The 23,618-nt window shown below is 71.0% G+C and carries 21 protein-coding genes and 2 tRNA genes; 17 read left to right on the top strand and 6 right to left on the bottom strand.

Annotated elements, in window-relative coordinates; all coding sequences use genetic code 11:
* Positions 1 to 27 precede the first annotated feature (27 nt).
* From NF681_10290 to NF681_10265, 6 genes are all read left to right on the top strand, one after another.
* Positions 28 to 996, top strand: coding sequence for a threo-3-hydroxy-L-aspartate ammonia-lyase (locus tag NF681_10290; GenBank protein UST55524.1), 969 nt, complete (start codon positions 28 to 30; stop codon positions 994 to 996).
* A gap of 13 nt (positions 997 to 1,009) precedes the next feature.
* A complete protein-coding gene (locus tag NF681_10285) occupies positions 1,010 to 1,942 on the top strand; it encodes a LysR family transcriptional regulator (GenBank protein ID UST55523.1) in 933 nt (310 codons plus the stop codon).
* 72 nt (positions 1,943 to 2,014) lie between these two features.
* Complete coding sequence (locus NF681_10280) at positions 2,015 to 2,986, top strand: tripartite tricarboxylate transporter substrate binding protein (protein UST55522.1); 972 nt, start codon at positions 2,015 to 2,017, stop codon at positions 2,984 to 2,986.
* 32 nt (positions 2,987 to 3,018) lie between these two features.
* Positions 3,019 to 4,068: a hydroxyacid dehydrogenase gene (locus tag NF681_10275; protein UST55521.1), complete on the top strand. Its 1,050-nt coding sequence runs from the start codon at positions 3,019 to 3,021 to the stop codon at positions 4,066 to 4,068.
* 21 nt (positions 4,069 to 4,089) lie between these two features.
* The gene (locus NF681_10270) at positions 4,090 to 7,248 is read left to right on the top strand and encodes an FAD-binding oxidoreductase (protein ID UST55520.1); all 3,159 of its coding nucleotides are present in this window, start codon (positions 4,090 to 4,092) and stop codon (positions 7,246 to 7,248) included.
* 42 nt (positions 7,249 to 7,290) lie between these two features.
* Positions 7,291 to 8,277 (top strand): tripartite tricarboxylate transporter substrate binding protein, encoded by a 987-nt coding sequence (locus NF681_10265; protein UST55519.1) that lies wholly within the window; start codon positions 7,291 to 7,293, stop codon positions 8,275 to 8,277.
* Positions 8,278 to 8,314: 37 nt separating this feature from the next.
* Here NF681_10265 and NF681_10260 read toward each other — a convergent pair whose 3' ends face one another.
* On the bottom strand, positions 8,315 to 9,238 hold the full coding sequence (locus NF681_10260; protein UST55518.1) for a LysR family transcriptional regulator: 924 nt from the start codon (positions 9,236 to 9,238) through the stop codon (positions 8,315 to 8,317).
* A 111-nt stretch (positions 9,239 to 9,349) separates the two neighbouring features.
* Between NF681_10260 and NF681_10255 the strand changes: the two genes are divergently transcribed.
* The 9 genes from NF681_10255 (at position 9,350) to NF681_10215 (ending at position 18,425) form a co-directional block, all read left to right on the top strand.
* A complete protein-coding gene (locus NF681_10255) occupies positions 9,350 to 10,564 on the top strand; it encodes a pyridoxal phosphate-dependent aminotransferase (GenBank protein ID UST55736.1) in 1,215 nt (404 codons plus the stop codon).
* A gap of 83 nt (positions 10,565 to 10,647) precedes the next feature.
* On the top strand, positions 10,648 to 11,550 hold the full coding sequence (locus NF681_10250; protein ID UST55517.1) for an amino acid ABC transporter substrate-binding protein: 903 nt from the start codon (positions 10,648 to 10,650) through the stop codon (positions 11,548 to 11,550).
* Between the two features lie 5 nt (positions 11,551 to 11,555).
* On the top strand, positions 11,556 to 12,233 hold the full coding sequence (locus tag NF681_10245; GenBank protein UST55516.1) for an RraA family protein: 678 nt from the start codon (positions 11,556 to 11,558) through the stop codon (positions 12,231 to 12,233).
* Positions 12,234 to 12,315: 82 nt separating this feature from the next.
* On the top strand, positions 12,316 to 13,293 hold the full coding sequence (locus tag NF681_10240) for a tripartite tricarboxylate transporter substrate binding protein (GenBank protein ID UST55515.1): 978 nt from the start codon (positions 12,316 to 12,318) through the stop codon (positions 13,291 to 13,293).
* Between the two features lie 50 nt (positions 13,294 to 13,343).
* The gene (locus NF681_10235) at positions 13,344 to 14,327 is read left to right on the top strand and encodes a tripartite tricarboxylate transporter substrate binding protein (protein UST55514.1); all 984 of its coding nucleotides are present in this window, start codon (positions 13,344 to 13,346) and stop codon (positions 14,325 to 14,327) included.
* A 103-nt stretch (positions 14,328 to 14,430) separates the two neighbouring features.
* The gene (locus tag NF681_10230) at positions 14,431 to 15,522 is read left to right on the top strand and encodes a BMP family protein (GenBank protein UST55513.1); all 1,092 of its coding nucleotides are present in this window, start codon (positions 14,431 to 14,433) and stop codon (positions 15,520 to 15,522) included.
* Between the two features lie 7 nt (positions 15,523 to 15,529).
* Positions 15,530 to 16,885 (top strand): chloride channel protein, encoded by a 1,356-nt coding sequence (locus NF681_10225; protein UST55512.1) that lies wholly within the window; start codon positions 15,530 to 15,532, stop codon positions 16,883 to 16,885.
* Positions 16,882 to 17,307 (top strand): hypothetical protein, encoded by a 426-nt coding sequence (locus NF681_10220; protein UST55511.1) that lies wholly within the window; start codon positions 16,882 to 16,884, stop codon positions 17,305 to 17,307. Before NF681_10225 ends, NF681_10220 begins: the two co-directional genes overlap by 4 nt.
* 26 nt (positions 17,308 to 17,333) lie before the next feature.
* Positions 17,334 to 18,425, top strand: a complete 1,092-nt coding sequence (locus NF681_10215) for an acyltransferase (protein UST55510.1) — start codon at positions 17,334 to 17,336, stop codon at positions 18,423 to 18,425.
* Positions 18,426 to 18,513: 88 nt separating this feature from the next.
* Here NF681_10215 and NF681_10210 read toward each other — a convergent pair whose 3' ends face one another.
* The 3 genes from NF681_10210 to NF681_10200 form a co-directional block, all read right to left on the bottom strand.
* Positions 18,514 to 18,702, bottom strand: coding sequence for a hypothetical protein (locus NF681_10210; GenBank protein UST55509.1), 189 nt, complete (start codon positions 18,700 to 18,702; stop codon positions 18,514 to 18,516).
* A gap of 441 nt (positions 18,703 to 19,143) precedes the next feature.
* Positions 19,144 to 19,350 carry a hypothetical protein gene (locus NF681_10205; protein ID UST55508.1) on the bottom strand — a complete coding sequence of 69 codons (207 nt, stop codon included), beginning with the start codon at positions 19,348 to 19,350 and terminating at the stop codon, positions 19,144 to 19,146.
* Between the two features lie 154 nt (positions 19,351 to 19,504).
* On the bottom strand, positions 19,505 to 20,512 hold the full coding sequence (locus NF681_10200; GenBank protein UST55507.1) for a DUF6454 family protein: 1,008 nt from the start codon (positions 20,510 to 20,512) through the stop codon (positions 19,505 to 19,507).
* A gap of 518 nt (positions 20,513 to 21,030) precedes the next feature.
* Here NF681_10200 and NF681_10195 point away from each other — a divergent pair.
* Positions 21,031 to 21,204, top strand: a complete 174-nt coding sequence (locus tag NF681_10195) for a hypothetical protein (protein UST55506.1) — start codon at positions 21,031 to 21,033, stop codon at positions 21,202 to 21,204.
* Positions 21,205 to 21,399: 195 nt separating this feature from the next.
* Here the strand turns inward: NF681_10195 and NF681_10190 are convergent.
* Both NF681_10190 and NF681_10185 read right to left on the bottom strand, forming a co-directional pair.
* A tRNA-Arg gene (locus NF681_10190) sits at positions 21,400 to 21,476 on the bottom strand.
* Between the two features lie 81 nt (positions 21,477 to 21,557).
* A tRNA-Pro gene (locus NF681_10185) sits at positions 21,558 to 21,634 on the bottom strand.
* A 103-nt stretch (positions 21,635 to 21,737) separates the two neighbouring features.
* Between NF681_10185 and NF681_10180 the strand changes: the two genes are divergently transcribed.
* Entirely contained in the window at positions 21,738 to 23,618 is a 1,881-nt protein-coding gene (locus NF681_10180) for a PhoX family phosphatase (protein ID UST55505.1), read from the top strand.

The following is a 23,618-nucleotide window of genomic DNA, read 5'->3' as shown; positions in this document are numbered from 1 at the left end:
CCCGGAGGCTTGGCCTAAGCTCGCGCGATGCAAGCACCCGCACTCCCCACCTACGACGATGTCGCCGCCGCCGCCGTGCGGCTCCAGGGCCATGCCCATCGCACCCCGGTGCTGCGTTCGGCCACCGCCGACGCCCGCTGGGGCGCGCGCTTCTTCTTCAAGTGCGAGAACTTCCAGCGCATGGGCGCCTTCAAGTTCCGCGGCGCCTTCAACGCCCTGTCGCGTTTCGACGCCGCGCAGCGCCGGGCCGGCGCCATCGCGTTCTCCTCGGGCAACCACGCGCAGGCGGTGGCGCTGTCGGCGCGGCTGCTGGGCATGCCGGCGCTGATCGTGATGCCGCAGGACGCGCCGGCGGCCAAGCTGGCCGCCACGCGCGGCTACGGCGCCGAGGTGGTGCTCTACGACCGCTTCGCGCAGGATCGCGAGGCGCTCACCCGAACGCTCGCCGCCGAACGCGGCATGACGCCGATCCCGCCCTACGACCACGCCGACGTGATCGCCGGCCAGGGCACGGCGGCCAAGGAGCTGTTCGAGGAGACCGGACCGCTCGACGCGCTCTACGTCTGCCTGGGCGGCGGCGGCCTGACCGGCGGGTCGGCACTGGCGGCCAAGGCGCTGTCGCCGGCGTGCCGCGTCCACGGCGTCGAGCCGGAGGCGGGCGACGACGGCCGGCAGTCGCTGCGCGCCGGGCGCATCGTGCGCATCGAGACCCCGCGCACCATCGCCGACGGCGCGCAGACGACACACCTGGGCGAACTCACCTTCGGCATCATCCGGCGCGACGTCGCCGACATCCGCACCGCGAGCGACGCGCAGCTGGTCGAGGCCATGCGCTTCTTCGGCGAACGCATGAAGATGGTGGTGGAGCCCACCGGCTGCCTCGCCTTCGCCGGCGCGGTGGCCGACGCGCCGGCGCTGCAGGGCGCGCGGGTGGGCGTGATCGTGAGCGGCGGCAACGTCGACCTGGCGCGCTACGCGGCCCTGCTGGCGGGCTGAGCCGGCGCCGCGCATGACGCTCAAGCAGATCGAGGCCTTCTACTGGGCCGCCAACCTCGGCAGCTTCAGCATCGCGGCATTGCGCCTGCACGTGACCCAGTCCTCGCTGTCCAAGCGCATCGCCGAACTGGAGGCGTCGGTCGACGCCCCGCTGTTCGACCGTTCCAGCAAGCGCGCCCAGCTCACCGAGGCCGGCCAACGGCTGCTGCCGCTGGCCGGCCGGATGCTCGACCTCAAGGAACAGCTCCACAGGGAAGCGTCGTCCTCCACCAGCCTGGCGGGCCTCTGCCGCTTCGGCGTGAGCGAACTGGTCTCGCTGACGTGGTTGCCGGACTTCACGCGGCGCGTGAACCAGGCGCACCCGGCGCTGATGCTCGAACCCTACGTGGACCTGGCGCGCAACCTCGAGCGCAAGGTCCAGCGGGGCGAACTGGACTTCTCCATCACGACCGGCCCGAGCCGCAACCCGCGCGTCCACGGCAGCGTCATCGGCCGCGTGCATTTCTCGTGGGTGGCGTCGCCCTCGCGCATCGGCACGCCCGAACTGCTGCGCCGCGCCGACCTGGAGCGCCACCCCGTCATCACCATGACCGAGGGTTCCGGCCTCACGCGGGCCATCCAGGCCTGGGCCGCGGAGCAGGAGATCACCATGCATCGCATCCTGGGCTGCAACAGCCTGATGGCGATCGTGGCGCTGGTGCTGGCCGATGTCGGCATCAGCTTCCTTCCCACGCAGTTCATGAAACCCTGGGTGGAACACGGCAGCCTGGTGGCCCTGCGCAGCGACCCGCCGCTGCCCAGCCTGAACTACTACTTCTTCAACCGCAGCGACGACAGCCGCGTGCTCCTGGACGCGATGCGCGAACACGTCGTGCACGTGGCCGACTTCGATTCGGCCTCCCGCTACCTCGCACCGTTCGCGAAAAGTCGAAAAACGACTGAATAGACTGTCGAATTAATCGCTTGTCCGCATCGTCGAGCGACCGGATCATCGCGTCTCCAAAAACAGGAGACACGCATGACGACGACACCGATCCAACGGCTCGCGACGATCGCACTGGCGCTCGGCCTGGCGCATCCGGCCTGGGCCGCATGGCCCGACGACAAGCCCATCGAGGTGGTGGTGGGCTTCGCGCCGGGTGGCGGCACCGACCTGATGGCGCGCAAGCTGCTGCCCTTCGTGCAGAAGCGGCTCGGCCCCAAGGCCCAGTTCGTGGTGGTCAACAAGCCCGGCGCGGCCGGCGAGATCGCCAACGCCCACGTGAGGAACGCCCGGCCCGACGGCTACACGCTGCTGGTCGTCAACGTGCCCGGGTTCCTGTACGTGCCGATGATCAAGAAGGCCCAGTACGAGGCAGGCGACTTCACCCTGGTCGCGCGGGTGGTGGACGACCCGACCGTGATGGTGACGCGCGCGGACAACGCCGTCGACACCCTGCCCGCCATCGTCGCCGCCTCGCGCGGCAAGGCCGGCTCGCTGTCCTTCGGCCACAACGGCGTCGGGACCAACGGCGACCTCGCCCTGCAGTTGCTGGCGAAGGCCGCCAGGGTCGAACTCAACGCCGTTCCCTACAAGGGCACCGCCGCGCAGAAGACCGACGTCATGGGCGGCCACCTGGACTTCGGCATCGTGAGCGCGGGCGAGGTGCCGGAGCTGCACGGCAAGGGCACCGGCGCGATGAAGGCCGTGGTGCAGTTCGGCGCCCGGCGCTCGCCCGCCCTGCCCGGCGTGCCCACGGCCACCGAGGCCGGCACGCCCGTCACCATGACCTCCGAGCGCGGCTTCGCCGTCCACAAGGACGTGGCGTCGTCGGTCGTCGCCCGGCTCGACGCCGCCATCGCCGAGAGCGTGCGCGACCCCGAATTCATCGCCAGCGCCTCGGCCGACGCGCCGGTGCTGGCGTACCTGCCCGGCGCGCAATGGCAGCGGTCCCTGGAACAGAACCGCCAGGCGCTGCAGGAACTCGCCCGCACCCTGCCCAGGCAATGACCCCTTCGAACCCCGCACCCGAGCACATCCCCATGAACGAGTCCGCACCCTGGCGCGTCGCGCGCTTCGACCAATGGATCGACCCGGTCTTCGACCAGCGCCTGGCGCGGGAGTCGGACATCCGGCTCGACGTCGCCCCGCTGCGCGCCGACGACGCCCGCGCCTGGCGCCTCCTGGCGGACGCGCACATCTACCAGATCAGCGCCGCCAAGGACGAGCTGCCGCCGCACTGGCACGCGCGGGAGGCCCTGCTGGCGCGCTGCCCGAACCTGCTCTGCGTGTCGTCCACGGGCGCCGGCTTCGACACCGTCGACGTCGACGCCTGCACGCGCGCCGGCATCGCGGTCGTCAGCCAGATCGGTGCCAACGCGCCGGCCGTCGCGGAGATGGCCATCGGCCTGATGCTGGCGGTCTCGCGCCGCATCGTCGAGTCCGACCGCAAGCTGCGCACGCAGACCGGTTTCTCGCGCGAGTCGGTGATGGGCCACGACATCGGCGGCAAGACGCTGGGCATCGTCGGCCTCGGCCATGCCGGCACCCGCACCGCCGCCTTGGCGCGAGCCTTCGGCATGCGCGTGCTGGCCGTCGATCCGTTCCTGTCGCCCGAGGAGATCCGTGCGCGCGGCGCCGAGCCGGCCGAGCTCGACACCCTGGTCCGCGTCGCCGACGTGGTGTCGCTGCACTGCCCGCGCGAGCGCGACACGCTCGGCCTGTTCGACGCCGCGCGCTTCGCGGCCATGAAGGCCGGCGCGATCTTCGTCAGCACCGCGCGCGGCGGCGTGCACGACGAGCTGGCGCTGGCGGATGCCTTGCGTTCGGGGCACCTGGCCGGTGCCGGGCTGGACGTCTGGCAGCAGGAGCCGCCGGCGCTGGACCATCCACTGCTCGCGCTGGACAACGTGGTGGCCACCTTCCACACGGCGGGCGTCTCGCACGAAGGCCGCCACAACGTCGCGTCGATGGCCGCCGAGCAGGTCGTGCGGATGGTGGGCGGCGAGCGACCGCCCCGGCTGGTCAACCCCGAGGTGTGGGAGCGCGTCGCACGGCGCCGCGACGCCATCGCGGCGGCGGCGGCCGCCTGAGGGCACGCGACGCACGCGCCCATGATTCCCCGCCTCCAGTCCCAGGACGCCCCGGTCACCGTCTACGCCGAGTTCCTCTCGGAGCTGCGCCTGCGCGGCTTCGAGGGCGACATCAGCCAGCGCCCGGCCGACCGCGTCGTCTTCGCCACCGACAACTCGATCTACCAGGTCCCGCCGCAGGCGGTGGTGTTCCCGCGCCACGAGACCGATGTCGTGCGCGTGGCCACCCTGGCCCATGAGGAACGCTTCCGCTCCATCACGTTCACCCCGCGTGGCGGCGCCACCGGCACCAACGGCCAGTCGCTGACCGACGGCATCGCGGTGGACCTGTCGCGCCACATGAACGCGATCCTGGAGGTCGATGCCGACGCAGGCTGGGCGCGCGTGCAGGCCGGCGTGGTCAAGGACCAGCTCAACGCGGCGGTGCTCGCGCACGGCCTGTTCTTCGCGCCGGAACTCTCGCCCTCCAACCGGGCCACCATCGGCGGGATGATCGCGACGGACGCCAGCGGCCAGGGCTCGATCCTCTACGGCAAGACGCGCGACCATGTGCTCGAACTCAGGACCGTGCTGCTCGACGGCACACCATGGCATTCCAAACCGCTGGCCGCTGCGGAATTCGATGGCATCAAGCGTCGTCAGGATCGCGTCGGTTTCATCCATCGGTTGCTCGACCGCATCCGCGTTGACGATGCCGACCTCATCACGGAGCGGTTTCCCAAGCTCAATCGTTGCGTGACCGGCTACGACCTGGTGCACCTCTGCGACCATCACGGGCACTTCAACCTGAGTTCGGTGCTGTGCGGCGCCGAAGGCAGCCTGGCCTTCGTCACCGAGGCCAAGATCCGGCTGACCCCGATCCCGCACTGCACGGCGGTGCTCTGCATCCGCTACGACAGCTTCGACGCCGCGCTGCGCGATGCCGGCGCGCTGATGCGGCTGGAGGCGGCATCGAGCGAGACCATCGACGCCAAGGTGCTCGCCCTGGCGCGCCAGGACGCGATCTGGCTGGCCGTGAAGGACTACTTCCCCGACGACCCGCAGGGCCCGGCGCAGGGCGTGAACATCGTCGAGTTCCTGGCGGACGACGAGACGGAACTGGCCGCGAAGCTTGCGCGCGTCGAGGCGGCGCTGAACGACGTCGCGGCCGGCGGATCGGGTCGGCGCGGCCACACGGTCGCCCGTGGCGAAGCGGCGGCCACGGCGATCTGGTCGATGCGCAAGAAGTCGGTCGGCCTGCTGGGCAACCTGCAGGGCGAGCGCCGCCCGATGCCCTTCGTCGAGGACACGGTGGTGCCACCCGAGCGGCTGGCCGACTACATCGCCGAGTTCCGCGCGCTGCTCGACCGACGGGGTCTGGTCTACGGCATGTTCGGCCACGTCGACGCCGGCTGCCTGCACGTGCGTCCGGCGCTGGACATGAAGGACCCGGCCCAGGAAGCGCTGGTGCGCGAGATCTCCGACGAGGTCTTCGCGCTCACGCGCAAGTACAAGGGCGTGCTCTGGGGCGAGCACGGCAAGGGCTTCCGCTCCGAGTACGCGCCGGAATTCTTCGGCCCGCTCTATGCGCGCATGCAGGAGATCAAGGCGGCGTTCGATCCGCACAACCAGCTCAATCCCGGCAAGATCGCCGCGCCGCCGGGCCATGCGCTCTCCCGCATCGACGGCGTGCCGACCCGGGGGCGGGCCGACCGGCGCATCCCGATCGAGGTGCGCCGCGCGAACGAGGATTCGCTGCACTGCAACGGCAATGCGGCCTGTTTCAATTACGACCCCGACGACGCGATGTGCCCGTCGTGGAAGGCCACGCGCGAGCGCCGTCACTCGCCCAAGGGCCGGGCCTCGCTGATGCGCGAGTGGCTGCGTCAGTTGGCCGAGCAGGAGGTCGATCCGGCGAGCGAGGCCGCGCGCCTCCGGCGGCTGGGGGTGCTCGGGCGCTGGTCGGCCTGGCCCCTCCGCGCCCTCAACACCTGGAACGCCCGGCGCGACGCGGACGCCCCGGGCACCAACGTCGACTTCTCGCTGGAGGTCAAGGAAGCGATGGACGGCTGCCTGGCCTGCAAGTCGTGCGTGGGGCAGTGCCCGATCAAGGTCGACGTGCCGGCATTCCGCTCGCGCTTCCTGGAGGTCCACCACGGGCGTTACCTGCGGCCGGTCAAGGACACCCTGGTGGCCTCGCTGGAACGCTGGCTGCCCACCGCCGCGAAGCTGCCGCGGCTCATGAACGGCATCACCCGGAGTGCCGTCGGCCGCGGGGTCCTGGAAACGATGGGACTGGTCTCGCTGCCCGAAATGAGTGGCATCGATCTGCGCGAGGCGCTGGCGCGACGGGGCGTGAGGACGGCATCGCCGGAAGCCCTGCGCGCGCTCACGGCGGCCGAGCGCGACAGGAGCGTGGTCGTCGTGCAGGACGCCTTCACCTCTCATTACGACACCGCTGTGGTCGTCGACTGGTGCGAACTGCTGCTCGCGCTCGGCTTCGTTCCCTGGCTGGCGCCCTTCAAGCCGAATGGCAAGCCGCAGCACGTGCTGGGCCTGCTGGGCCGGTTCGAGCGCACCGCGACGGCCAACGCCCACATGCTCGGCGCGCTGGCCGCGACGGGCGTCGATCTGGTGGGCGTGGACCCTTCCATGACGCTCGCCTACCGCGCCGAGTACGTCAAGGCGCTGGGCCCGGACCGCGTACCGGCCGTCCTGCTGCCGCAGGAATGGCTGGTCGAGCGACTCGACGACCTGCCGACGCTGGCAGCGGACGCGTCCGACCCGTGGCACCTGCTGCCGCACTGCACCGAGCGCACCAACGCCCCGGCCGCGACCGCCGACTGGCGGCGCGTGGCCGAGCGCCTGGGCATCGCCCTGCGGATCGTGCCCAGCGGCTGCTGCGGCATGGCCGGCCTCTACGGCCACGAGCGCGACCACCGCGCGACGTCCGAGGCGATCTACGGGCTGAGCTGGCGCTCGATCGTCGCCGCGCCGCGCCACGCGGGCCGGCTGGTCGCCACGGGCTATTCGTGCCGCTGCCAGGCCGCGCTCGTGGACGGCGTCGACCTGTCGCACCCCTTGCAGGTGCTGCTCGCCCGCGTCAGGACGGCGCGGGCCGGTCCGGCCGCCGCACCGCCGCCCGCGCCGCCCGCGCCGTCGGCGCCGACGCTGGCACCCGAGCACCACGACCAGGCCTGACGGCCGGGTCGGCCATCCGTTCCAACCCCGGAGACGACAACCATGCGAACCCTCACCCGAATTTCCGCCGTCGCCACGGCCACCGCCGTGGCCCTGGTCGCGCTGGGCACCGCGCCCGCCCACGCCCAGACCTACCCCGAGCGTCCGGTCAGGATCGTCGTGCCCTTCCCCGCCGGCGGCGGCACCGACGCCCTGACCCGCCAGATCGCGACGGCGCTCGCGGCCAAGCTGAAATGGGTCGTCACGGTCGACAACAAGCCCGGCGCCGGCGGCAACCTGGCGCTCGACAGCGTCGCCAAGGCCAAGCCCGACGGCCACACGCTGGTGATGGCGCAGACCGACAACATCGTCTTGAACCCGCTGCTCTACACCAAGCTCACCTACGACCCGGTCAAGGACCTCGAACCCATCACCTCCATCGCCAGCGGCGCCGTCGTGCTGGTGGTGCGGGCCGACTCGCCCTACAAGACCCTGGGCGACGTCGTCGCCGCCGCCAAGGCCAAGCCTGGCGTGCTGACCGTCGCCACGCCTGGCACCGGCACCATCGCGCACCTGGTCAATCAGCTGTGGCAGAACGCCTCGGGCGTGAAGTTCACGCACGTGCCCTACCGCGGCATGGCGCAGGCCGTGCCCGACCTGATCGGCGGGCAGGTCGACATGTACATGGGTTCGATCCCGACCCTGCTCAGCCAGATCGAGGGCGGCAAGGTGCGCCCGATCGGCGTCACCACCGCCCGGCGCTCGCCCGTGCTGCCGAACGTGCCGACCTTCGGCGAAGCGGGCATCCAGGGCGTCGAACTCGCCAGCGTCTGGGGCCTGATGGCACCGGCGGGCACGCCCAAGGCCGTCGTCGATCTGTGGAACACCGAGGTGAACGCGCTGCTCAGGCAACCCGACGTGCGCGACAGGATCGTCGCGACGGGCGCCGAACTGCTCGGCGGCACGCCCAAGGCCCTGGGCGACCTCAACGCCGCCGATCGCGCGCGCCTCGCGCCGGTGGTGCGCGAGGCGGGCATCCGGCTCGACTGAGGACGCCGCGACCGGTCGCGCCCTTTCCGGCCCGACGCTACCGTCCGCCCACCATCGTGTGGCTCAGGCCCTGGAACATGGCGGAGAAGTCGCAGCACTCCTGCGCCAGCATCGCGATCGAGGCGACGAGCGCGCTGCGGTGCTCGCCCTGGTGCAGCGCCACGTAGGCGATGGGCGGCAGCGCCGGGGCGACGTCGATCACCGTCAGCTGCCCGGCGGCCACCAGCGGCGACAGGCAGCGATGCGGCAGGTAGCTCACGCCGATGCCCGAGACCACCAGGCCCAGCATGGCCACCAGGTTGCTCACGACGATGGCGTCGGCGGGCTCGGCGCCGCGCTCCTTCATCCAGGCGTCGTAGACGCGGCCGGTGCCCGACTGCGCGCCCTGCACCAGCATCCGGTGCAGCGCGACCTCGTGCAGGCGCAGCGTGCGGTCCGTGCGCACCAGCCCGGGCTTGCACAGCCACGCGTGCTCGACCTCGCCCACGCGCGTGCTGGCGATGCGCGTGTCGGCGAAGGCGTCCGGCACGATCACCAGGTCGAGTTCGTCGGCCAGCACCTTGTCGCGCAGCAGCGGGCTGCTCTCCACCGTCGGCTCGATGACGACCTTGGGATAGAGCCGCTGGATGGTCTCGATGAGGCGGGGCAGCCAGGTCATCGCGGTGAGCTCGGTGATGCCGATGCGCACGCGCCGCTCGATCACGTCGGGGCGGCTGAACTGCTCGACGGCGGCGTCGCGCTGCGCCAGCAGCCGTCCCGCCAGCACGAACATCTCCTCGCCCTTTTCCGTCAGCCGCGCGCTGCGCTGGGCCCGGTCGAACAGCGGCGTGTCGAACAGCTGCTCCAGTTCCTGCACCCGCTTGGAGACCGCCGACTGCGTGGTGTGGAGCTTGTGCGCGGCGGCCGAGAAGCCGCCGAGCTGCACGATCCAGTAGAGCGCTTCGAGTTGCTTGAAGGTCATCGTATCGATTCCGGGAATGCGATTCCAGGAGAAAAAATCGCTTTTTGAAATTCTAGGGCGCTCCCAGAATCGGTTTCGCTGCCCCGTCGCGTCGATGGGGAACGTCATGGAATCCCTCCCTTGAGCACCCTGCTTTCTTCCCGCATCGGCCAGGTCAGGCCCTCGCCCAGCATCGCCGCCAAGGCCCGGGTGGACGCGCTGCGCGCCAGCGGGCGCCGGATCGTCGACTTCACGCTGGGTGAGCCGGATTTCCCGACGCCCGCGCACATCGTCCAGGGCGGCGTCGCCGCGCTGCTGGCGGGGCAGACGAAGTACACCGGCTCGGCCGGCACGCCGGCCCTGCGCGAGGCCGTGGCGCGCAAGCTGCGACGCGACAACGGCCTGACCTACCGGGTCGAGGAGATCGTCGTCGGCCCCGGCGCCAAGACGCTGATCTTCAACGCCTTCGCCGCCACGCTCGAGGCAGGCGACGAGGTCGTCGTGCCGGCGCCCTACTGGGTGTCGTACCCCGACATGGTGCGGCTCAACGGCGGCGTGCCGGTGATCGCGCCATCGGACGCGGCGGGCGGCTTCAAGCTCACGCCCGGCGCGCTGGAGGCGGCGCTCACGCCGCGCACGCGCTGGCTGGTCCTCAACACGCCCAACAACCCGACCGGCGCGGTGTATTCGCGCCGCGAACTCGAAGGCCTCGCCGCCGTGCTGCGCCGCCACCCGCACGTCTGGGTGATGACCGACGAAATCTACGAGCACTTCGCCTATGGCGGAGCGCGCCACCTGTCGCCGCTGGCCGTGGCGGCCGATCTCGCCCCGCGCACGCTGGTGGTCAACGGCGTGTCCAAGGCCTACGCGATGACCGGATGGCGCATCGGCTACGCGGCCGGACCGGCGGCGCTGATGAAGGCGCTGACGCTGCTGGCCTCGCAGACCACCACCTGCGCCAGCGCCATGAGCCAGGCCGCGGCGGTGGTCGCGCTGGACGGTCCGCAGGATTGCGTGGCCGACGCCCGCGCCCTGTTCGAGGGCCGCCGCGACCGCATGGTGGCGCTGCTCGACGCCATTCCCGGGATCGACTGCGCCGCCCCGGACGGCGCCTTCTACGTCTTCCCGTGCGTGGCCGGCCTGCTGGGCCGGACGACCCCCGCGGGAACGCGCCTCGCCAGCGACGTCGACGTGATGCGCCACCTGCTCGACGCGGCCGGCGTCGCCGTCATCGACGGCGAGTCCTACGGCATGCCCGCGCACCTGCGCCTGTCGTTCGCCACGTCGACCGAGCAGATCGAGGCCGGCTGCGCCGCGATCCGCGAGGCCGTCGGGCAGCTCGCCTGATCCGGCTTTGCCCGGCGCTCCGTCAGATTCCGCTCACCGTTGACCACGTATCGCTTTTCTCCGTCTTTCCGAAAGCCTCGACCATGACCTCCCACCGTTCCCTCGCCACCGGCCTCGGCCTCGCCGTCGCGCTCGCCTGCGGCACCGCCGCCGCCCAGAACAACGACACCCTGGCCAAGGTCAAGGCCAGCGGCGTCATCACCATCGGCGCGCGCGACAGCCAGGTGCCGTTCTCGTACAAGCCCGTGGGCGGCGGCGACCCGGTCGGCTTCACCAACGACATCTGCCTGCGGATCGTCGAGGCCGTCAAGGCCAGGCTCGCGCTGCCGGCCCTGGAGGTGCGCTACACGATCCTGACCTCGACCAACCGCATCCCGCTGCTGGCCAACGGCACCGTGGACCTGGACTGCGCCACCACCACCAACACCGTGCAGCGCCAGGAGCAGGTGGCCTTCGCGCCCAGCCACTTCGTCACCAGCATCACCGCGGCGGTGAAGAAGGACTCGGGCATCGACAGCTTCGCCGACCTCCGGGGCAAGACGGTCTCGACCGTGGCCGGCAGCACCGGCCTGCAGTTGCTGCGCACCTACCGCAAGACCGAGAACATGGAGGTCGAGAGCCTCGCGGCGAAGGACACGGCCGACGGCTTCCTGCTGCTGGGCACCGGCCGCGCCGTGGCCTACATCCTGGACGACGTGCAGCTCGCCGGTCTGATCGCCACCTCGCCCAGGCCGGGCGACTACAAGATCCTGACGGGCGAATCGCTGCGCCAGGAGCCCTACGGGATCATGTACCGCAAGGACGACCCGCAGTTCAAGGAGGTCGTGGACGGCACCGTCACGCAGCTGATGAAGTCCGGCGCCATCGAGCCGCTCTACCGCAAGTGGTTCATGTCGCCGATCCCGCCGACCAACGCCAACCTCAACTTCCCGATGACCGAGGCCGTCCGCGAGGCCTACCGCAACCCCAGCAACAAGGGCGTCTGACCATCATGCACAACGGACTTCGCATCCTCCGGCGCCGCCGCGCCGTCTCCCTCGACCTCGCCCGCCAGTTCCTGGAGGTGCCGGTGGCCAACGTCAGCGACTGCATGGCGCGCATGACCGCCGGCGGCGCGCGCCTGCGCCCGATGCATTCGGGCGGGCGCATGGCCGGCCCGGCGCTCACCGTCAAGAGCCGCCCGGGCGACAACCTGATGCTGCACAAGGCGCTGCAGCTGGCGAAGCCCGGCGACGTCATCGTCGTGGACGCCGGGGGCGACCTCACCAACGCCATCACCGGCGAGATCATGGTGGGCGACGCCATCGGCCAGGGCCTGGGCGGCTTCGTCATCGACGGCGCCATCCGCGACGCCGGCTTCATCCGCGCCAACGCCTTCCCCGTCTACGCCGCCGGCGTGACGCACCGCGGCCCCTACAAGGACGGCCCCGGCGAGATCAACGTGCCCATCGCCATCGACGGCATGGTGATCGAGCCGGGCGACCTGGTCATCGGCGACGAGGACGGCTTCCTGTGCGTGCCCTTCGACGACGTCGAGCGGCTGCTGGCGGCCGCGCACCAGAAGCAGGCGGCCGAGACCGTCATGGTCGCGGGCATCAAGGACGGTAGCTACGACCGCGCCTGGGTCGACGCCACCCTGACCCGGCTGGGCTGCTTCATCGAGCCATGACCCCGCCGCCCGCGCTCGCGACGCCCCGGAGCGCGCGGCCCCGCACCACCACCACGGAGACAGACATCCCATGACCCCTCGCATGTCCCTTTCTTTCGCGGCCGCCGGCGCGGTTGCGGCCATCGCGCTGCTGGGCGCCGCCCGGACCGCGCACGCGCAGCCCGCCTACCCCTCGGCCCCGGTCACGATGGTGGTCGGCTGGCCGGCGGGCGGGCCGTCCGACAACGTTGCGCGGCTGATCGCCAACGCCATGGGCCGCACGCTCGGACAGACCGTCGTCATCGACAACCGCGCCGGCGCCGGCGGCAACATCGGCACCGACATCGCCGCCAAGGCCAAGCCGGACGGCTACACCATCATGCTGGCGACGGCCACCTCCCACGGGCTGAACTCGGCCCTGTACGCCAGGCTCAATCACGACCCCGTCAAGGACTTCGCGCCGGTGGGCATGATCGCCAGCTCCCCGAGCGTGCTGCTGGTCCCCGCCACCTCGCCCTTCAAGACCGTCGCCGACGTGCTGGCCCAGGCCCGGGCGAATCCCGGCAAGCTGAACTACGCCTCGGGCGGCGTCGGCTCCAGCCAGCACCTGGCCGGCGCGCGCTTCGTCAAGCTCGCGAACGTCGACATCCCGCACATCCCCTACAAGGGCACCGCCCCGGCCATGACCGACGTGATGGCGGGCCGCGTGGACATGATCCTGACGACGGGCGCGGTGTCGTTCGTGCGCTCGGGCAAGGTGCGCGCCGTGGCGGTGGCGTCGAAGGAACGCCTGCCCACCCTGCCCGACGTGCCGACCTTCGACGAGGCCGGCCTGAAGGGCTTCCACACCGATTCCTGGTACGGCCTGGTCGCGCCGGCCGGCACGCCGCAGCCGGTGCTGGAGAAGCTCAACGCGGCGCTGGCCCAGGCGCTGGCGCAGCCCGAGGTGAGGACGCAGCTGGCGGAGCTGGGCGCGCCCGCCGCGCAACCGATGTCGACGGACCGGTTCTGGGCCTTCGTGAAGCAGCAGATGCCCGAGGCCGCCGAGCTGGTGCGCGCCTCCGGCGCCAAGGTCGAGTGACGCGCCCGGCGCCTCGACCCATCCCACCGACCCCGGAGACCGCACCGACCATGATCACCCGAAGAACCCTGGCGCGCCGTGCCGCGCTCGCCGCCGCCTTCGCCGCCGCGGGCGTGGCCGCGCCGGCCGTGCTGGCGCAGGCCTACCCGCAGAAGACCGTGCGCCTGATCGTGCCGTGGCCCGCCGGCGGCGCCACCGACGCCGTCGGCCGCGCGCTGGCCGAAGCGCTGCGCGTGCAGCTCGGCCAGAGCGTCGTGGTGGACAACATCGCCGGCGCGGGCGGCAACATCGGCACCCAGCAGTTCGTGCGCCAGCCGGCGGACGGCCACACCCTGTTGCTGGCCACCAGCTCGACCAACTCGGCCAACCCCTACCTCTACAAGAAGACGGGCTTCGACCCGATCCGGGACTTCACGCCGGTGGCCTCGCTGGCCGTCATCCCCAGCGTGATGATCGTGGCGGCCGGCTCGCCGTACCGGACGCCGGCGGACGTGGTGAAGGCCGCCCGGGCGACCCCCGGCCGACTCTCGTACGGCTCCGGCGGCGTCGGCAACTCGGCGCACCTGGCGGGCGAACTCTTCAAGTCGGTGGCCGGCATCGACGTGATCCACGTGCCCTACAAGGGCAGCGCGCCGGCCCTGACCGACGTCATGGCCGGCCAGCTCGACTACATGCTCGACACCGGCGCCTACGGCCAGCTCAAGGGCGGCAAGGTGCGCGCGATCGCCGTCGCCTCGACCCGGCGTCACCCGCTGCTGCCGGCCGTGCCGACGTTCGACGAACTGGGCATGAAGGGCATGACCATGAACGCCTGGTACGGCCTGGCGGCGCCGGCGAACACGCCGCCGGCGGTTGTCCAGCGGCTCAACGCGGCCGTGCAGGCGGCCTTCTCCTCGGGCGACCTGAGCCAGCGCCTCGCCGACATCGGCGCCGAGGTGCGCCCGGGCGACGCGGCCGGCTTCGCGGCGTTCTGGAAGTCCGAACTCGATCGCTATGCGGGCCTGGTCAAACTGACCGGCGCGACGCTGGACTGACCGGCCGCGGCGCCGCGAGGGGCGCGAGGGCGCGGCGCGGCGCCGTGCGGGCACGAGGTCGTTCATCATGTCGATCCCGTCATCCGTCCCCGAGCGAGAACCCATGACCCTCCCGTCGAACGGCGCCGCGCCCGCGCGCCCTCCTCACCCGACCCGGCCCGACGCGCCGCGACGTCGCCGCATCGTCCTGGGCGCCGCCGGCGCCGCCGTGGCGCCCTTCCTGGCCGCCTGCGCCGCCCCGCCGGACGACCGGCCCACGGCGGCGTCCGGCGCCGCGCCACGGGTCGCGGCCCTGTTCGCCGGCCGCGTCGACGACGGCGGCTTCATGGAAGCCGGCTGGCGCGGGCTCGAGCGGGCCCGCGCCGCGTTCGGCGTCGCCACGACGCACGTGGCGAACGTCGAGCCACGGCGCGACCTGCTGGCGGCCGCGCTGGTCGACCTCGCGGCCGCCGGCCCCGACCTCGTCGTCGCGTACGGCGGCCAGAACAACGAGGCCTGCGCCGACGTCGCGGCGAGCTTCCCGAAGGTGCGCTTCGTCGTCACCCAGGGCGCCGTCGTGGCACCCAACCTGGCCAGCTACGACGTGCTGCAGGAGGAATCGGCCTACCTGGCCGGCGTGCTGGCGGCCCTGAGCACCCGCACGGGCGTCATCGGCCACATGTCGGGCATCCGGGTGCGGCCGGGCCTCAAGGGCCGCGCGGCCTACGCGGCCGGAGCCCGGGCCGCCGACCCGTCGGTGCGCCTGCTGACCAACTTCTCGGGCAGCCAGGACGACAACGCGCTGTCGCGCCGGATCGCCCTGGCGCAGATCGACGCCGGCGCCGACGTGATCTTCACGATGCTCAACGCCGGGCGCACCGGCGTCGTCGAGGCGTGCCGGCAGCGCGGCGCGCGCCAGATCGGCAACGTGGTCGACTGGGTCCGCAGCGACCCGGGCGTCTTCATCGGCTCGGCCATGGCGGACGTGGGGATGGGCGTCTACGAGGCCGTCGAGGACCTGCGCGCCGGCGCCTTCCCGGCCGGCCGGGTGCGCCGCATCGGCCTGTCCGTGCCCGGCGCGGTCGGTCTCTCGCTGGCACCGGACGTGCCGGCGCGCACGCGCGAGCGGATCGCCGCCATCACGGCCGACATCGCGGCCGGCCGCCTCGTGGTGCCGGAGGCCTACGACGGGGCGGAATTCGCGACTCCGCGCTGACCCGCCGATGAATCACGAACCCGATTTCCTCGAGAACCTGCGTGCGGAACTGTCGAGCTGGCGCCTGTGGATCGACCGGGCCGTCGTGCTGGGCTACGCGGTGGCCGCCGGCCTGTTCGTGGTCGGCTTCACGATCGCGGCCGAATTCGCCTTCGGCCTGTTCGAGCGCCTGCACCATGCGGCGCCCTGGGCGGTGCTGCTCTGGACTCCCGCCCTCACGGCCGGCATCGTCTGGATCACGCGCCGGTGGTTCCCCGGCGCGGCCGGCTCCGGCATCCCGCAGATCAAGGCCGCGCTCGATCCCGCCCTGCCGCCCGAGCGGCTCGGCGGTTTCGCGTCGCTCGCCACCGCCGTGGCCAAGATCGGCCTCGGCGTCGCCGGCTTCGCGGCCGGACTGTCGATCGGCCGCGAGGGCCCGTCGGTGCAGGTGGCCGCCGGCGTCATGCAGCACGCGCGCCGCTGGCTCTCGCCGCGCAGCACGCTCAGCCTGCGCGCCCTGCTGGTCGCCGGCGGCGCGGCCGGCATCGCCGCCGCGTTCAACGCGCCGCTGGCGGGCGTGGTGTTCGCCATCGAGGAGCTGTCGGGCCGGATGGAGGCGCGCGCCAGCGGCGTGATCATCACGGCCATCGTGCTGGCGGGCCTCGTGGCCGTGTCGGCCTTCGGCAACCTGAGCTATTTCGGCGTCATCCGGGTGCCCGCGCTCGGCTGGGAGCTACTGGGCCCGGGCCTGCTGGTGGCGCTGGCCAGCGGCGTCGCGGGCGGGCTCTTCGCGCGCCTGATGATCGCGTCGCTGACCGGTTCGCCCCAGCGCCTGAACCGGTGGCGCGCGCGATGGCCGGTGCGGTTCGCCGCCGCCGGCGGCCTGCTGATCGCGGTGATCGGGCTGGCGACGGGCGGCGTCACCTTCGGGGCCGGTTCCGAGGCCGTCAAGCGCATGCTCGCGGGCCACGACGCGCTCACGCCGCTGTTCACGCTGCTGAAGTTCATCGCCACCTGGCTCACGGCCTGGTGCGGCGTGCCGGGCGGCATCTTCGCGCCGTCGCTGTCGATCGGCGCCGGCATCGGCGAGGGCATCGCCCAGCTGGCCGGTCCCGCGCTCGGCCCGGCCCTGATCGCCATGGGCATGGCGGCGTTCCTGGCCGCGGTGACGCAGGCGCCGCTGACGGCCTTCATCATCGTGATGGAGATGGTCGACGGGCACGCCATGGTGCTCAGCCTGATGGCCAGCGCGATGTTAGCGAGCCTGGTGTCGCGCATGATCAGCCGGCCGCTCTACGAGACGCTGGCCGAGCACATGGTGGCGACCGCGACCGCGACCACCGCGCGCCCGGACGCGACCGCCCCCCGCGCGGACGGGCCATGACGCGCGTCGAGCGCATGAGCGAGCAGTTCGCCAAGCTGCACCTGGACGTCGGCAGGTTCGCGCTCACCCTTCACCATTTCACCGGGCCCGATGCCGGCGACCCGCACGACCACCCCTACCCGTTCACCACCACGATCCTGGCCGGCGGCTATGTCGAGGAGGTGTGGCGACGCGGCAAGGACGGCTGGCAATCACGGCGCGTGCACCGCGAGCCCGGCACCACGCACCGGGTCGGCGCCCGCACCATCCACCGCATCGTCGAGCTGCCCGAGGGCGAATGCGTCACGTCGGTGGTCTGGCACACCGAAGGCGTGGCGCGCCGCGAGCCGCGCTTCTACCGGCTGCGCGGCGGGGTGATGCAGTCCCGCCGCTGGAACGAGCCCCGGTTCAAGGCCAGGGCGCGGCCGAAGCGCGCGCGGTGAGCGCCGCGCCCACAATCCGCGTCACGATGAACGTGCACTTCTCTCCATTCGCGCCCCTTGCCGACCTGCGCTCGCTCTTGGACGACGCGCGGCAGAACAACGTCGATCTACTGCGCGCGCTGGCGATCGTCGCGGTGCTCATCCATCACGGTCAGCATGTCTTCGGAGGGAACGTGCCGTTCTTCGGCGCCAACGGAGGGTGGTTCGGCGTCCAGCTGTTCTTCGTGATCAGCGGCCATCTGATCGCTGCGAGCTGCGAGAAGCACGACCTTTGGGCCTATGCCGTGCACCGGATCTGCCGCATCGCCCCGGCCTACCTGTTCTTCTTCCTGGCGATCGGCATCGGGGCGCGGGTCGTCACGGCGGGCGCCATCGTGGCGGACCCGTGGGGCTTCGTGGCCAACCTCGTTTTCATGCAGCACCTGTTCCCGGCGGCGCTGATGAGGTTCGACGTGCTGCACGTCACCTGGACGCTGACCATCGAAGTGCTGTGGTACGCCCTCGCGCCCCTGCTGCTCGTCGGCAACCGGACGCTGGGCTGGCCGACGGTCCTGGTCGCCGTGCTCGTGTCGACCGGATGGGCCTGGACGGCCAGCACGGGCGCGCTCGACTTCCTCTACCCGGGGGTGAGCGACGTGAACGCCGGTCACGCCTACCTGTTCGTCGTCAACCATTTCGCCGCCCAGGTGGTCTTCTTCGTCTTCGGCGCCTGGCTGCATTTCCACCGGCGTGCCGTGTCACGGATCAATCCTGTCCTGGCGCTGGGCCTGGCGGTCCTCATCTTCCTGGCTCAGCCCTCCTATCTCGTCTTCAATCCAATGTTCGTCACGGGCGTCGGCATTGCACTGCTGCTGGTCGCAGCGCTTAACAGCGAGACGATCCGCAACCGCACCGCGTTCTTCGTTTCGGAAACCTCCTACGCCATCTACCTTTGCCATTTTCCGGTGATGCTGTGGGTCTACCATGGGCTGGGGTTGCAGGGCTGGGCGGGCGCGATCGCATCGCTCGCGGTTATCGCCCTGCTGGCGTCGCTGAGTCACGTGCTGATCGAGCGACCGTTCATGAGGATCGGGCGGCGGCTCACCCGGCTTCGAACGGCGACGGTCACCACCGGCTGACGCTACGGCATCGCTGTACCGCGGCTTCAACAGGGAAACCGCCCAGTGACATCCGGGCGGTCTGCCCTCGCCATGCGCGCCGTGCCCCTCAGAACCACCCGGGGCGTTGCGCGATCATGACGGACACGAAGGTGGCCGCGACCGCCAGCGCCACCATGTCCGCGTGCGCATCGGCGTTGGAGAAATCCGAGTTCTCCACGACGGCCAAGCCGAGGTAGATCATCGAACCCACCGCGACCGCCACCGCGCCGGCAGCGACGAAGTCCAGGTATTCCAATGCGTGACCCCGCTGTGTTGCGATCGGACCCGGATCATGCGGTCGTCGCGCGGCGATGGGAATTCAAACTACATGTGGTTGCGATCCCTGTTGCGCGCCGACCGACGCAGCGGAGGTTCAGCCCAGCTCGAAAGGCGTCAGCCACTTCGGATGCTGGATCAGCATCACCACCAGGAACACCACCGCCGCGGCGACGAGGACGAGGCCGAGGTGGTCCCTGAGCGAGGCGTCCGTTCTCGACCTCACCTGCCGCAGGTGCACGAACACGGCCGCCGCCAACGCCGCGACCTCGGCCGGAAAAAGCTCGCTGTAGGTCTTGAAACGGTCCGGGGCGTTGCCGGTCGACTCACCTGCCGCAGCCGGATCCCGTCGGACGGACAGCGCGGGCCAGCCGACACGGCTCGCATCGCATGCGCGCCATGTCGCCGGTGGGAAGCCGATTCACTTGGTGGCCGGCGTCGTGGCGGGATAGGCCTGGGAAGCGGCCGCCGGTTGGCCGGCGGCTTTCAGATCCGGCTCGTCGGGCCCGAAGAACAGCGCGTAGACGAGTGCGCCGACGAACATCACTGTCACGAGAATCAGACTGCCAACAAGCACGTTCTTGTTGTCGCGGAGTGCGCTTCGATGCGACGGTGCATCTTTGTCCATGATCGGCTTCCAAATTGATTGAGGACCGACGCTAGGCATGCGGAATCCCCACGGGCGTCGGACATGACGCTGCCGGCACGTTGGCGACTTCCTCGCGGCCCGGGGCCCGCCGCCGCGATGGTCGCGCGTCGCCCACCCGCACCGTGGGCGGCGCTCAGACCGCGACGTCGTAGACGTGCACCGAGGCGGTGTCGTCGTCGGGCACGAAATGGGCGCGCACGCCGGTGGCGGTCGACTCGAACCAGGTGGCGTTGGTGGTCATGGGCCGGCGGCTCGCGGCCCAGAGCTTCACGGGCACCTGGTGCACCGGCAGCCCGGTCTCGAGGTTCACGATCTCGAAGCCGCCCAGGGCGAACGCGTTGCTGTTGGGCGTGGCGCCGAACGCGGTGAGCCCGGTGTAGAGCATCTCGTTGTCGCCCAGGTACTGGTTGTCCTGGTAGTCGATGTAGAAGGCGCGGTTCAACCGGCGCAGGTCCCTCGGCGGAACCAGCGCCTCGGGGCTGCCCGTCTGCCCGGCATCCAGCGAGAAGCGGTAGAAGCGCCGCGAACCCCAGCCGATGCCATGCAGCGTGTTGTCGTCGGCGTTGCGCGACAGCCCGCCGATGTGGTCGTCGAATCCGAACACCCGGGTCGCACGCATCGCCGCCGGATCGATCCGGTAGAACAGCGCTCGGCTGTCGGGCCGGTATTCCGCCACGGGGACCCAGAGGTTCGTGCCGTCGAAGTCCATGCCGCCGGGGTGATAGACCGTGCCCTCGCCGATCTGCAGGTCGGCCAGCAGGTTGCCGCCCAAGTCGAACTTCAGGACGTGGCCCCTGCCGGTTCCGGGGGTCCGGTCGAAGCCGTTCACGGGCGGGTCGAGCCGCGTCGTCGGGGTGAGGATCTCGACGGTCGACACGAAGTACGCATCCCCGATGCGGACCAGCCCCTGCGGGTGGTAGGCGGCGCTGGCCAGCCTCGTCTCACCGACCTTCGTCCAGACGGAGGACGCGGTGAGCTGCTTCAACTGCGCGCTCAGCGCACTCGAACGCGTGGCCGCGGCGGCATCGGACATCAGGCTGCCGTTGCCGTCGCTGCCGCCGCAGGCGGTCAGGCCGTGCGCGATTCCCACGGTGGCGGTGGCAGCGAGGGAGCTGCGAAGAAAGTGGCGTCGATCGGTCAAGGGGTGGTCCTCGAGACAGGTTGCAGGGCAGGCAACGAGCTTAGGCAGGCTTCATGAAAGCCGCGTGTCCGGTCCACGCACGAACCGCCCCGCCACGCCTTGTTTCAATGTTTGATTTTCCGAGGCCCGCATCGCACCCGCGAACGATGTGACCGGACACATGGAACTGAACTGAGTGGGAAGAAGCGGGACTTGCTCGGAAGTGGAGAGATTGCCTAATGAAATCAGCCACTTGGAGCGGTTTCGGGCCGCTTGAGTGGTTCCCGCTTGCGGACGCATGAAAAGCGGCCGTGACGCGTCTGCGTAGGCCTTGACGCGATACCGCTTCCGGCCGTCCACCATTGGGAATGCCAAGCGGATTCACGGGCGCACGCCCCCTCCTCGCGCCCTGCAACTCGGGAGATGCTCCCGAGTTGCCCGTCCGCTCCCGAGTTCGTCAAGTCGATGATTCGCAAAGGAAAAGTCGATCCCGCGAGCGTCTGCAGCAAACCGAACTCGGGAGCATCTTGCACGAAAAAGTGGCACTACTCGGGAGTCGCCGGCCGAAAAAAAGCCACAGCCGCGCCGACGGCCGCACCTGGGCCTACTGGGCGACCAACGACGCCGGCCGCCACGACCTCCAGCCCATCAGCTACCAGGCGTTCCGGCAGCGCTCGGGCCTCGATCTGCTGGCGCAGGCGACATCACAGTAGGAAAAAGCACCCGATCGGCAGGCTTCCGGACGCATGGTTACATCCCGGACGCATGGATCTGAATTCAGTTCCACGCGTCCGAAAGTTCAGTTCCATGCGTCCGCTTACACGACGGGCGGGCATCACCTGGCGCGTGCCATCGACAGGAAGAAGCAGGAATTGCCGGACAACACGGAACGTTGCCGGACCTTGATTTGGCCTGTCCGGAGGGGATCGAACCCCCGACATTCGGCTTAGAAGGCCGATGCTCTATCCAACTGAGCTACGGACAGAATCAGAGAACACGGGAGAGGAGACTTCCGGACGGCGGGACCTGGTGCGGGGGTCCGTGCCGAAGAGGAAAAAAGAAAACTTGGTCGGGGCGAAAGGATTCGAACCTTCGACCCTCTGGTCCCAAACCAGATGCGCTACCAGGCTGCGCTACACCCCGACAAGCCTTCTATTCTAACCCGTGGCTAGACTCGTTTCCTTTTGAGCGATCGGCACGGCACGAAAAAGACGCGCCGCCTTTCGATCGCCACGGGTCATTCCTCATGCCATCCACCCTCGATCGACGCTTCTTCCTCCTGCAGTCCGGTGCCGCCGCGCTCGTCTCGCTGATGGGTGCGGGCTGCGCGACGCCGCGGGCCGGCGCCGGCGACGTGCCGCCGATGGGTTTCGGCCATGTCGCGGCCACGCTGCACGACGGCATCACGCTGCCGCCGGAATACGGCTTCGAGGTGCTCTATCCCTGGGGCGCGCCCACCGGCATCGCCGGTGCCATGCCCGCCTTCAGGCCGGACCGCGCCGGCACGGCGGCCGACCAGGCCGTGCAGGCGGGCATGCACCACGACGGCATGCATTTCTTCCCGCTCGCCACCGATGCCGGCGGGGAGAGCCGGCGCGGCCTGCTCGTGATGAACCACGAGTACACCGACGAGGACCTGCTCCACCCCGACGGCGCCAGGCCGGCCAGCGCCGAGAAGGTCGCGAAGTCGCTGCACGCGATGGGCGTGTCGGTGATCGAGATCGAGCGCACCGCCCAGGGCTGGCGGCAGGTGCTGCCCTCGGCGTACGCGCGCCGCATCCATGGCCGCACGCCGATGCGCATGGCGGGGCCGGCCGCCGGCACGGCGTGGCTGCGCACGCCGGCCGATGCCACCGGTACGCGCGCGCTCGGCACCTTCGCCAACTGCGCGATGGGGGTCACGCCCTGGGGCACCTACCTGACCTGCGAGGAGAATTTCCACGGCTATTTCGGCGGTCCGAAGTCGGCCGCCACGAGCGCCACGCCGGCGCAGCGGCGCTACGGCACGGTGGCGGGTTCGCAATGGGTGGAGTACTGGCGCTTCGACGCGCGCTTCGACCTGTCGAAGGACCCGAACGAGGCCAACCGCTTCGGCTGGGTGGTCGAGATCGACCCCTTCGACCCCGCCTTCATCCCCGTCAAGCGCACCGCGCTCGGCCGCAAGCGCCAGGAGAGCGCCACCTGCCGGCCGACGGCGGACGGTCGGGTGGCCGTCTACATGGGCGACGACACGGCCTTCGAATACGTCTACAAGTTCGTCAGCCGCGACCGGATGCACCCCGGCCACGACGCCGCCGCGCGCGCGGCCAATCGCCGGCTGCTCGACGACGGCACGCTCTACGCCGCGCGCTACGACGCCGACGGCCGCGGCGCCTGGCTGGAACTCACGCATGGCCGCGCCGGGCTCGATGCCGCGTCGGGCTTCGCCGACCAGGCGCAGGTGCTGGTGCAGGCGAGGCTCGCGGCCGACGCGGTGGGCGCCACGAAGATGGACCGGCCGGAATGGATCGCCGTGCATCCGCACACCGGCGAGGTCTACGTCACGCTGACCAACAACGCCCTGCGCGGCGACCCCGGCCGGCCCGACGCCGACGCCGCCAACCCGCGCGCGCCGAACCTCTTCGGCGGCATCCTGCGCTGGCGCGAGGACGGCGGCGACGCCGGTGCCACGGCCTTCGCGTGGGACCATTTCGTGCGCGCGGGCGACCCCGCCTTCGCCGGCACCGGTGCGCGCTACCCGACGCCCGACGCCGACGTCTTCGGCGCGCCCGACGGCCTGCATTTCGACAGCGCCGGCCTGCTGTGGATCCAGACCGACATGGGCGGCTGGGCGATCGGCAAGGACGCGCTGGCGGCGATCGGCAACAACCAGCTGCTGTGCGCCGATCCGGCGAGCGGACGCATCCGGCGCTTCATGGTCGGCCCGACCGGTTGCGAGGTCACCGGTTGCGTGCTGACACCCGACCGGCGCACGCTGTTCGTGAACATCCAGCACCCGGGCGAGCGGCGCGACAGGGCCGGCACGGTCAGCAGCGCCTGGCCCGAGGACGCCGCGCCGGGCGACGCCCCGCCGCGCTCGGCCACGGTGGTGGTGCGCCGCCACGACGGCGGCCTCGTGGGCACCTGA

The organism is Comamonadaceae bacterium OTU4NAUVB1 (assembly GCA_024372625.1).
Lineage (GTDB): Bacteria > Pseudomonadota > Gammaproteobacteria > Burkholderiales > Burkholderiaceae_C > Variovorax.
This window is presented reverse-complemented; position numbering and strand designations above follow the sequence as displayed.

What these genes read in the sequence shown, in the direction of transcription:
- NF681_10290 (UST55524.1), top strand. Translation starts at nt 28, where the DNA reads ATGCAAGCACCCGCACTCCCCACCTACGACGATGTCGCCGCCGCCGCC.
- NF681_10285 (UST55523.1), top strand. Translation starts at nt 1,010, where the DNA reads ATGACGCTCAAGCAGATCGAGGCCTTCTACTGGGCCGCCAACCTCGGC.
- NF681_10280 (UST55522.1), top strand. Translation starts at nt 2,015, where the DNA reads ATGACGACGACACCGATCCAACGGCTCGCGACGATCGCACTGGCGCTC.
- NF681_10275 (UST55521.1), top strand. Translation starts at nt 3,019, where the DNA reads ATGAACGAGTCCGCACCCTGGCGCGTCGCGCGCTTCGACCAATGGATC.
- NF681_10270 (UST55520.1), top strand. Translation starts at nt 4,090, where the DNA reads ATGATTCCCCGCCTCCAGTCCCAGGACGCCCCGGTCACCGTCTACGCC.
- NF681_10265 (UST55519.1), top strand. Translation starts at nt 7,291, where the DNA reads ATGCGAACCCTCACCCGAATTTCCGCCGTCGCCACGGCCACCGCCGTG.
- NF681_10260 (UST55518.1), bottom strand. Translation starts at nt 9,238, where the DNA reads ATGACCTTCAAGCAACTCGAAGCGCTCTACTGGATCGTGCAGCTCGGC.
- NF681_10250 (UST55517.1), top strand. Translation starts at nt 10,648, where the DNA reads ATGACCTCCCACCGTTCCCTCGCCACCGGCCTCGGCCTCGCCGTCGCG.
- NF681_10245 (UST55516.1), top strand. Translation starts at nt 11,556, where the DNA reads ATGCACAACGGACTTCGCATCCTCCGGCGCCGCCGCGCCGTCTCCCTC.
- NF681_10240 (UST55515.1), top strand. Translation starts at nt 12,316, where the DNA reads ATGTCCCTTTCTTTCGCGGCCGCCGGCGCGGTTGCGGCCATCGCGCTG.
- NF681_10235 (UST55514.1), top strand. Translation starts at nt 13,344, where the DNA reads ATGATCACCCGAAGAACCCTGGCGCGCCGTGCCGCGCTCGCCGCCGCC.
- NF681_10230 (UST55513.1), top strand. Translation starts at nt 14,431, where the DNA reads ATGACCCTCCCGTCGAACGGCGCCGCGCCCGCGCGCCCTCCTCACCCG.
- NF681_10225 (UST55512.1), top strand. Translation starts at nt 15,530, where the DNA reads ATGAATCACGAACCCGATTTCCTCGAGAACCTGCGTGCGGAACTGTCG.
- NF681_10220 (UST55511.1), top strand. Translation starts at nt 16,882, where the DNA reads ATGACGCGCGTCGAGCGCATGAGCGAGCAGTTCGCCAAGCTGCACCTG.
- NF681_10215 (UST55510.1), top strand. Translation starts at nt 17,334, where the DNA reads ATGAACGTGCACTTCTCTCCATTCGCGCCCCTTGCCGACCTGCGCTCG.
- NF681_10205 (UST55508.1), bottom strand. Translation starts at nt 19,350, where the DNA reads ATGGACAAAGATGCACCGTCGCATCGAAGCGCACTCCGCGACAACAAG.
- NF681_10180 (UST55505.1), top strand. Translation starts at nt 21,738, where the DNA reads ATGCCATCCACCCTCGATCGACGCTTCTTCCTCCTGCAGTCCGGTGCC.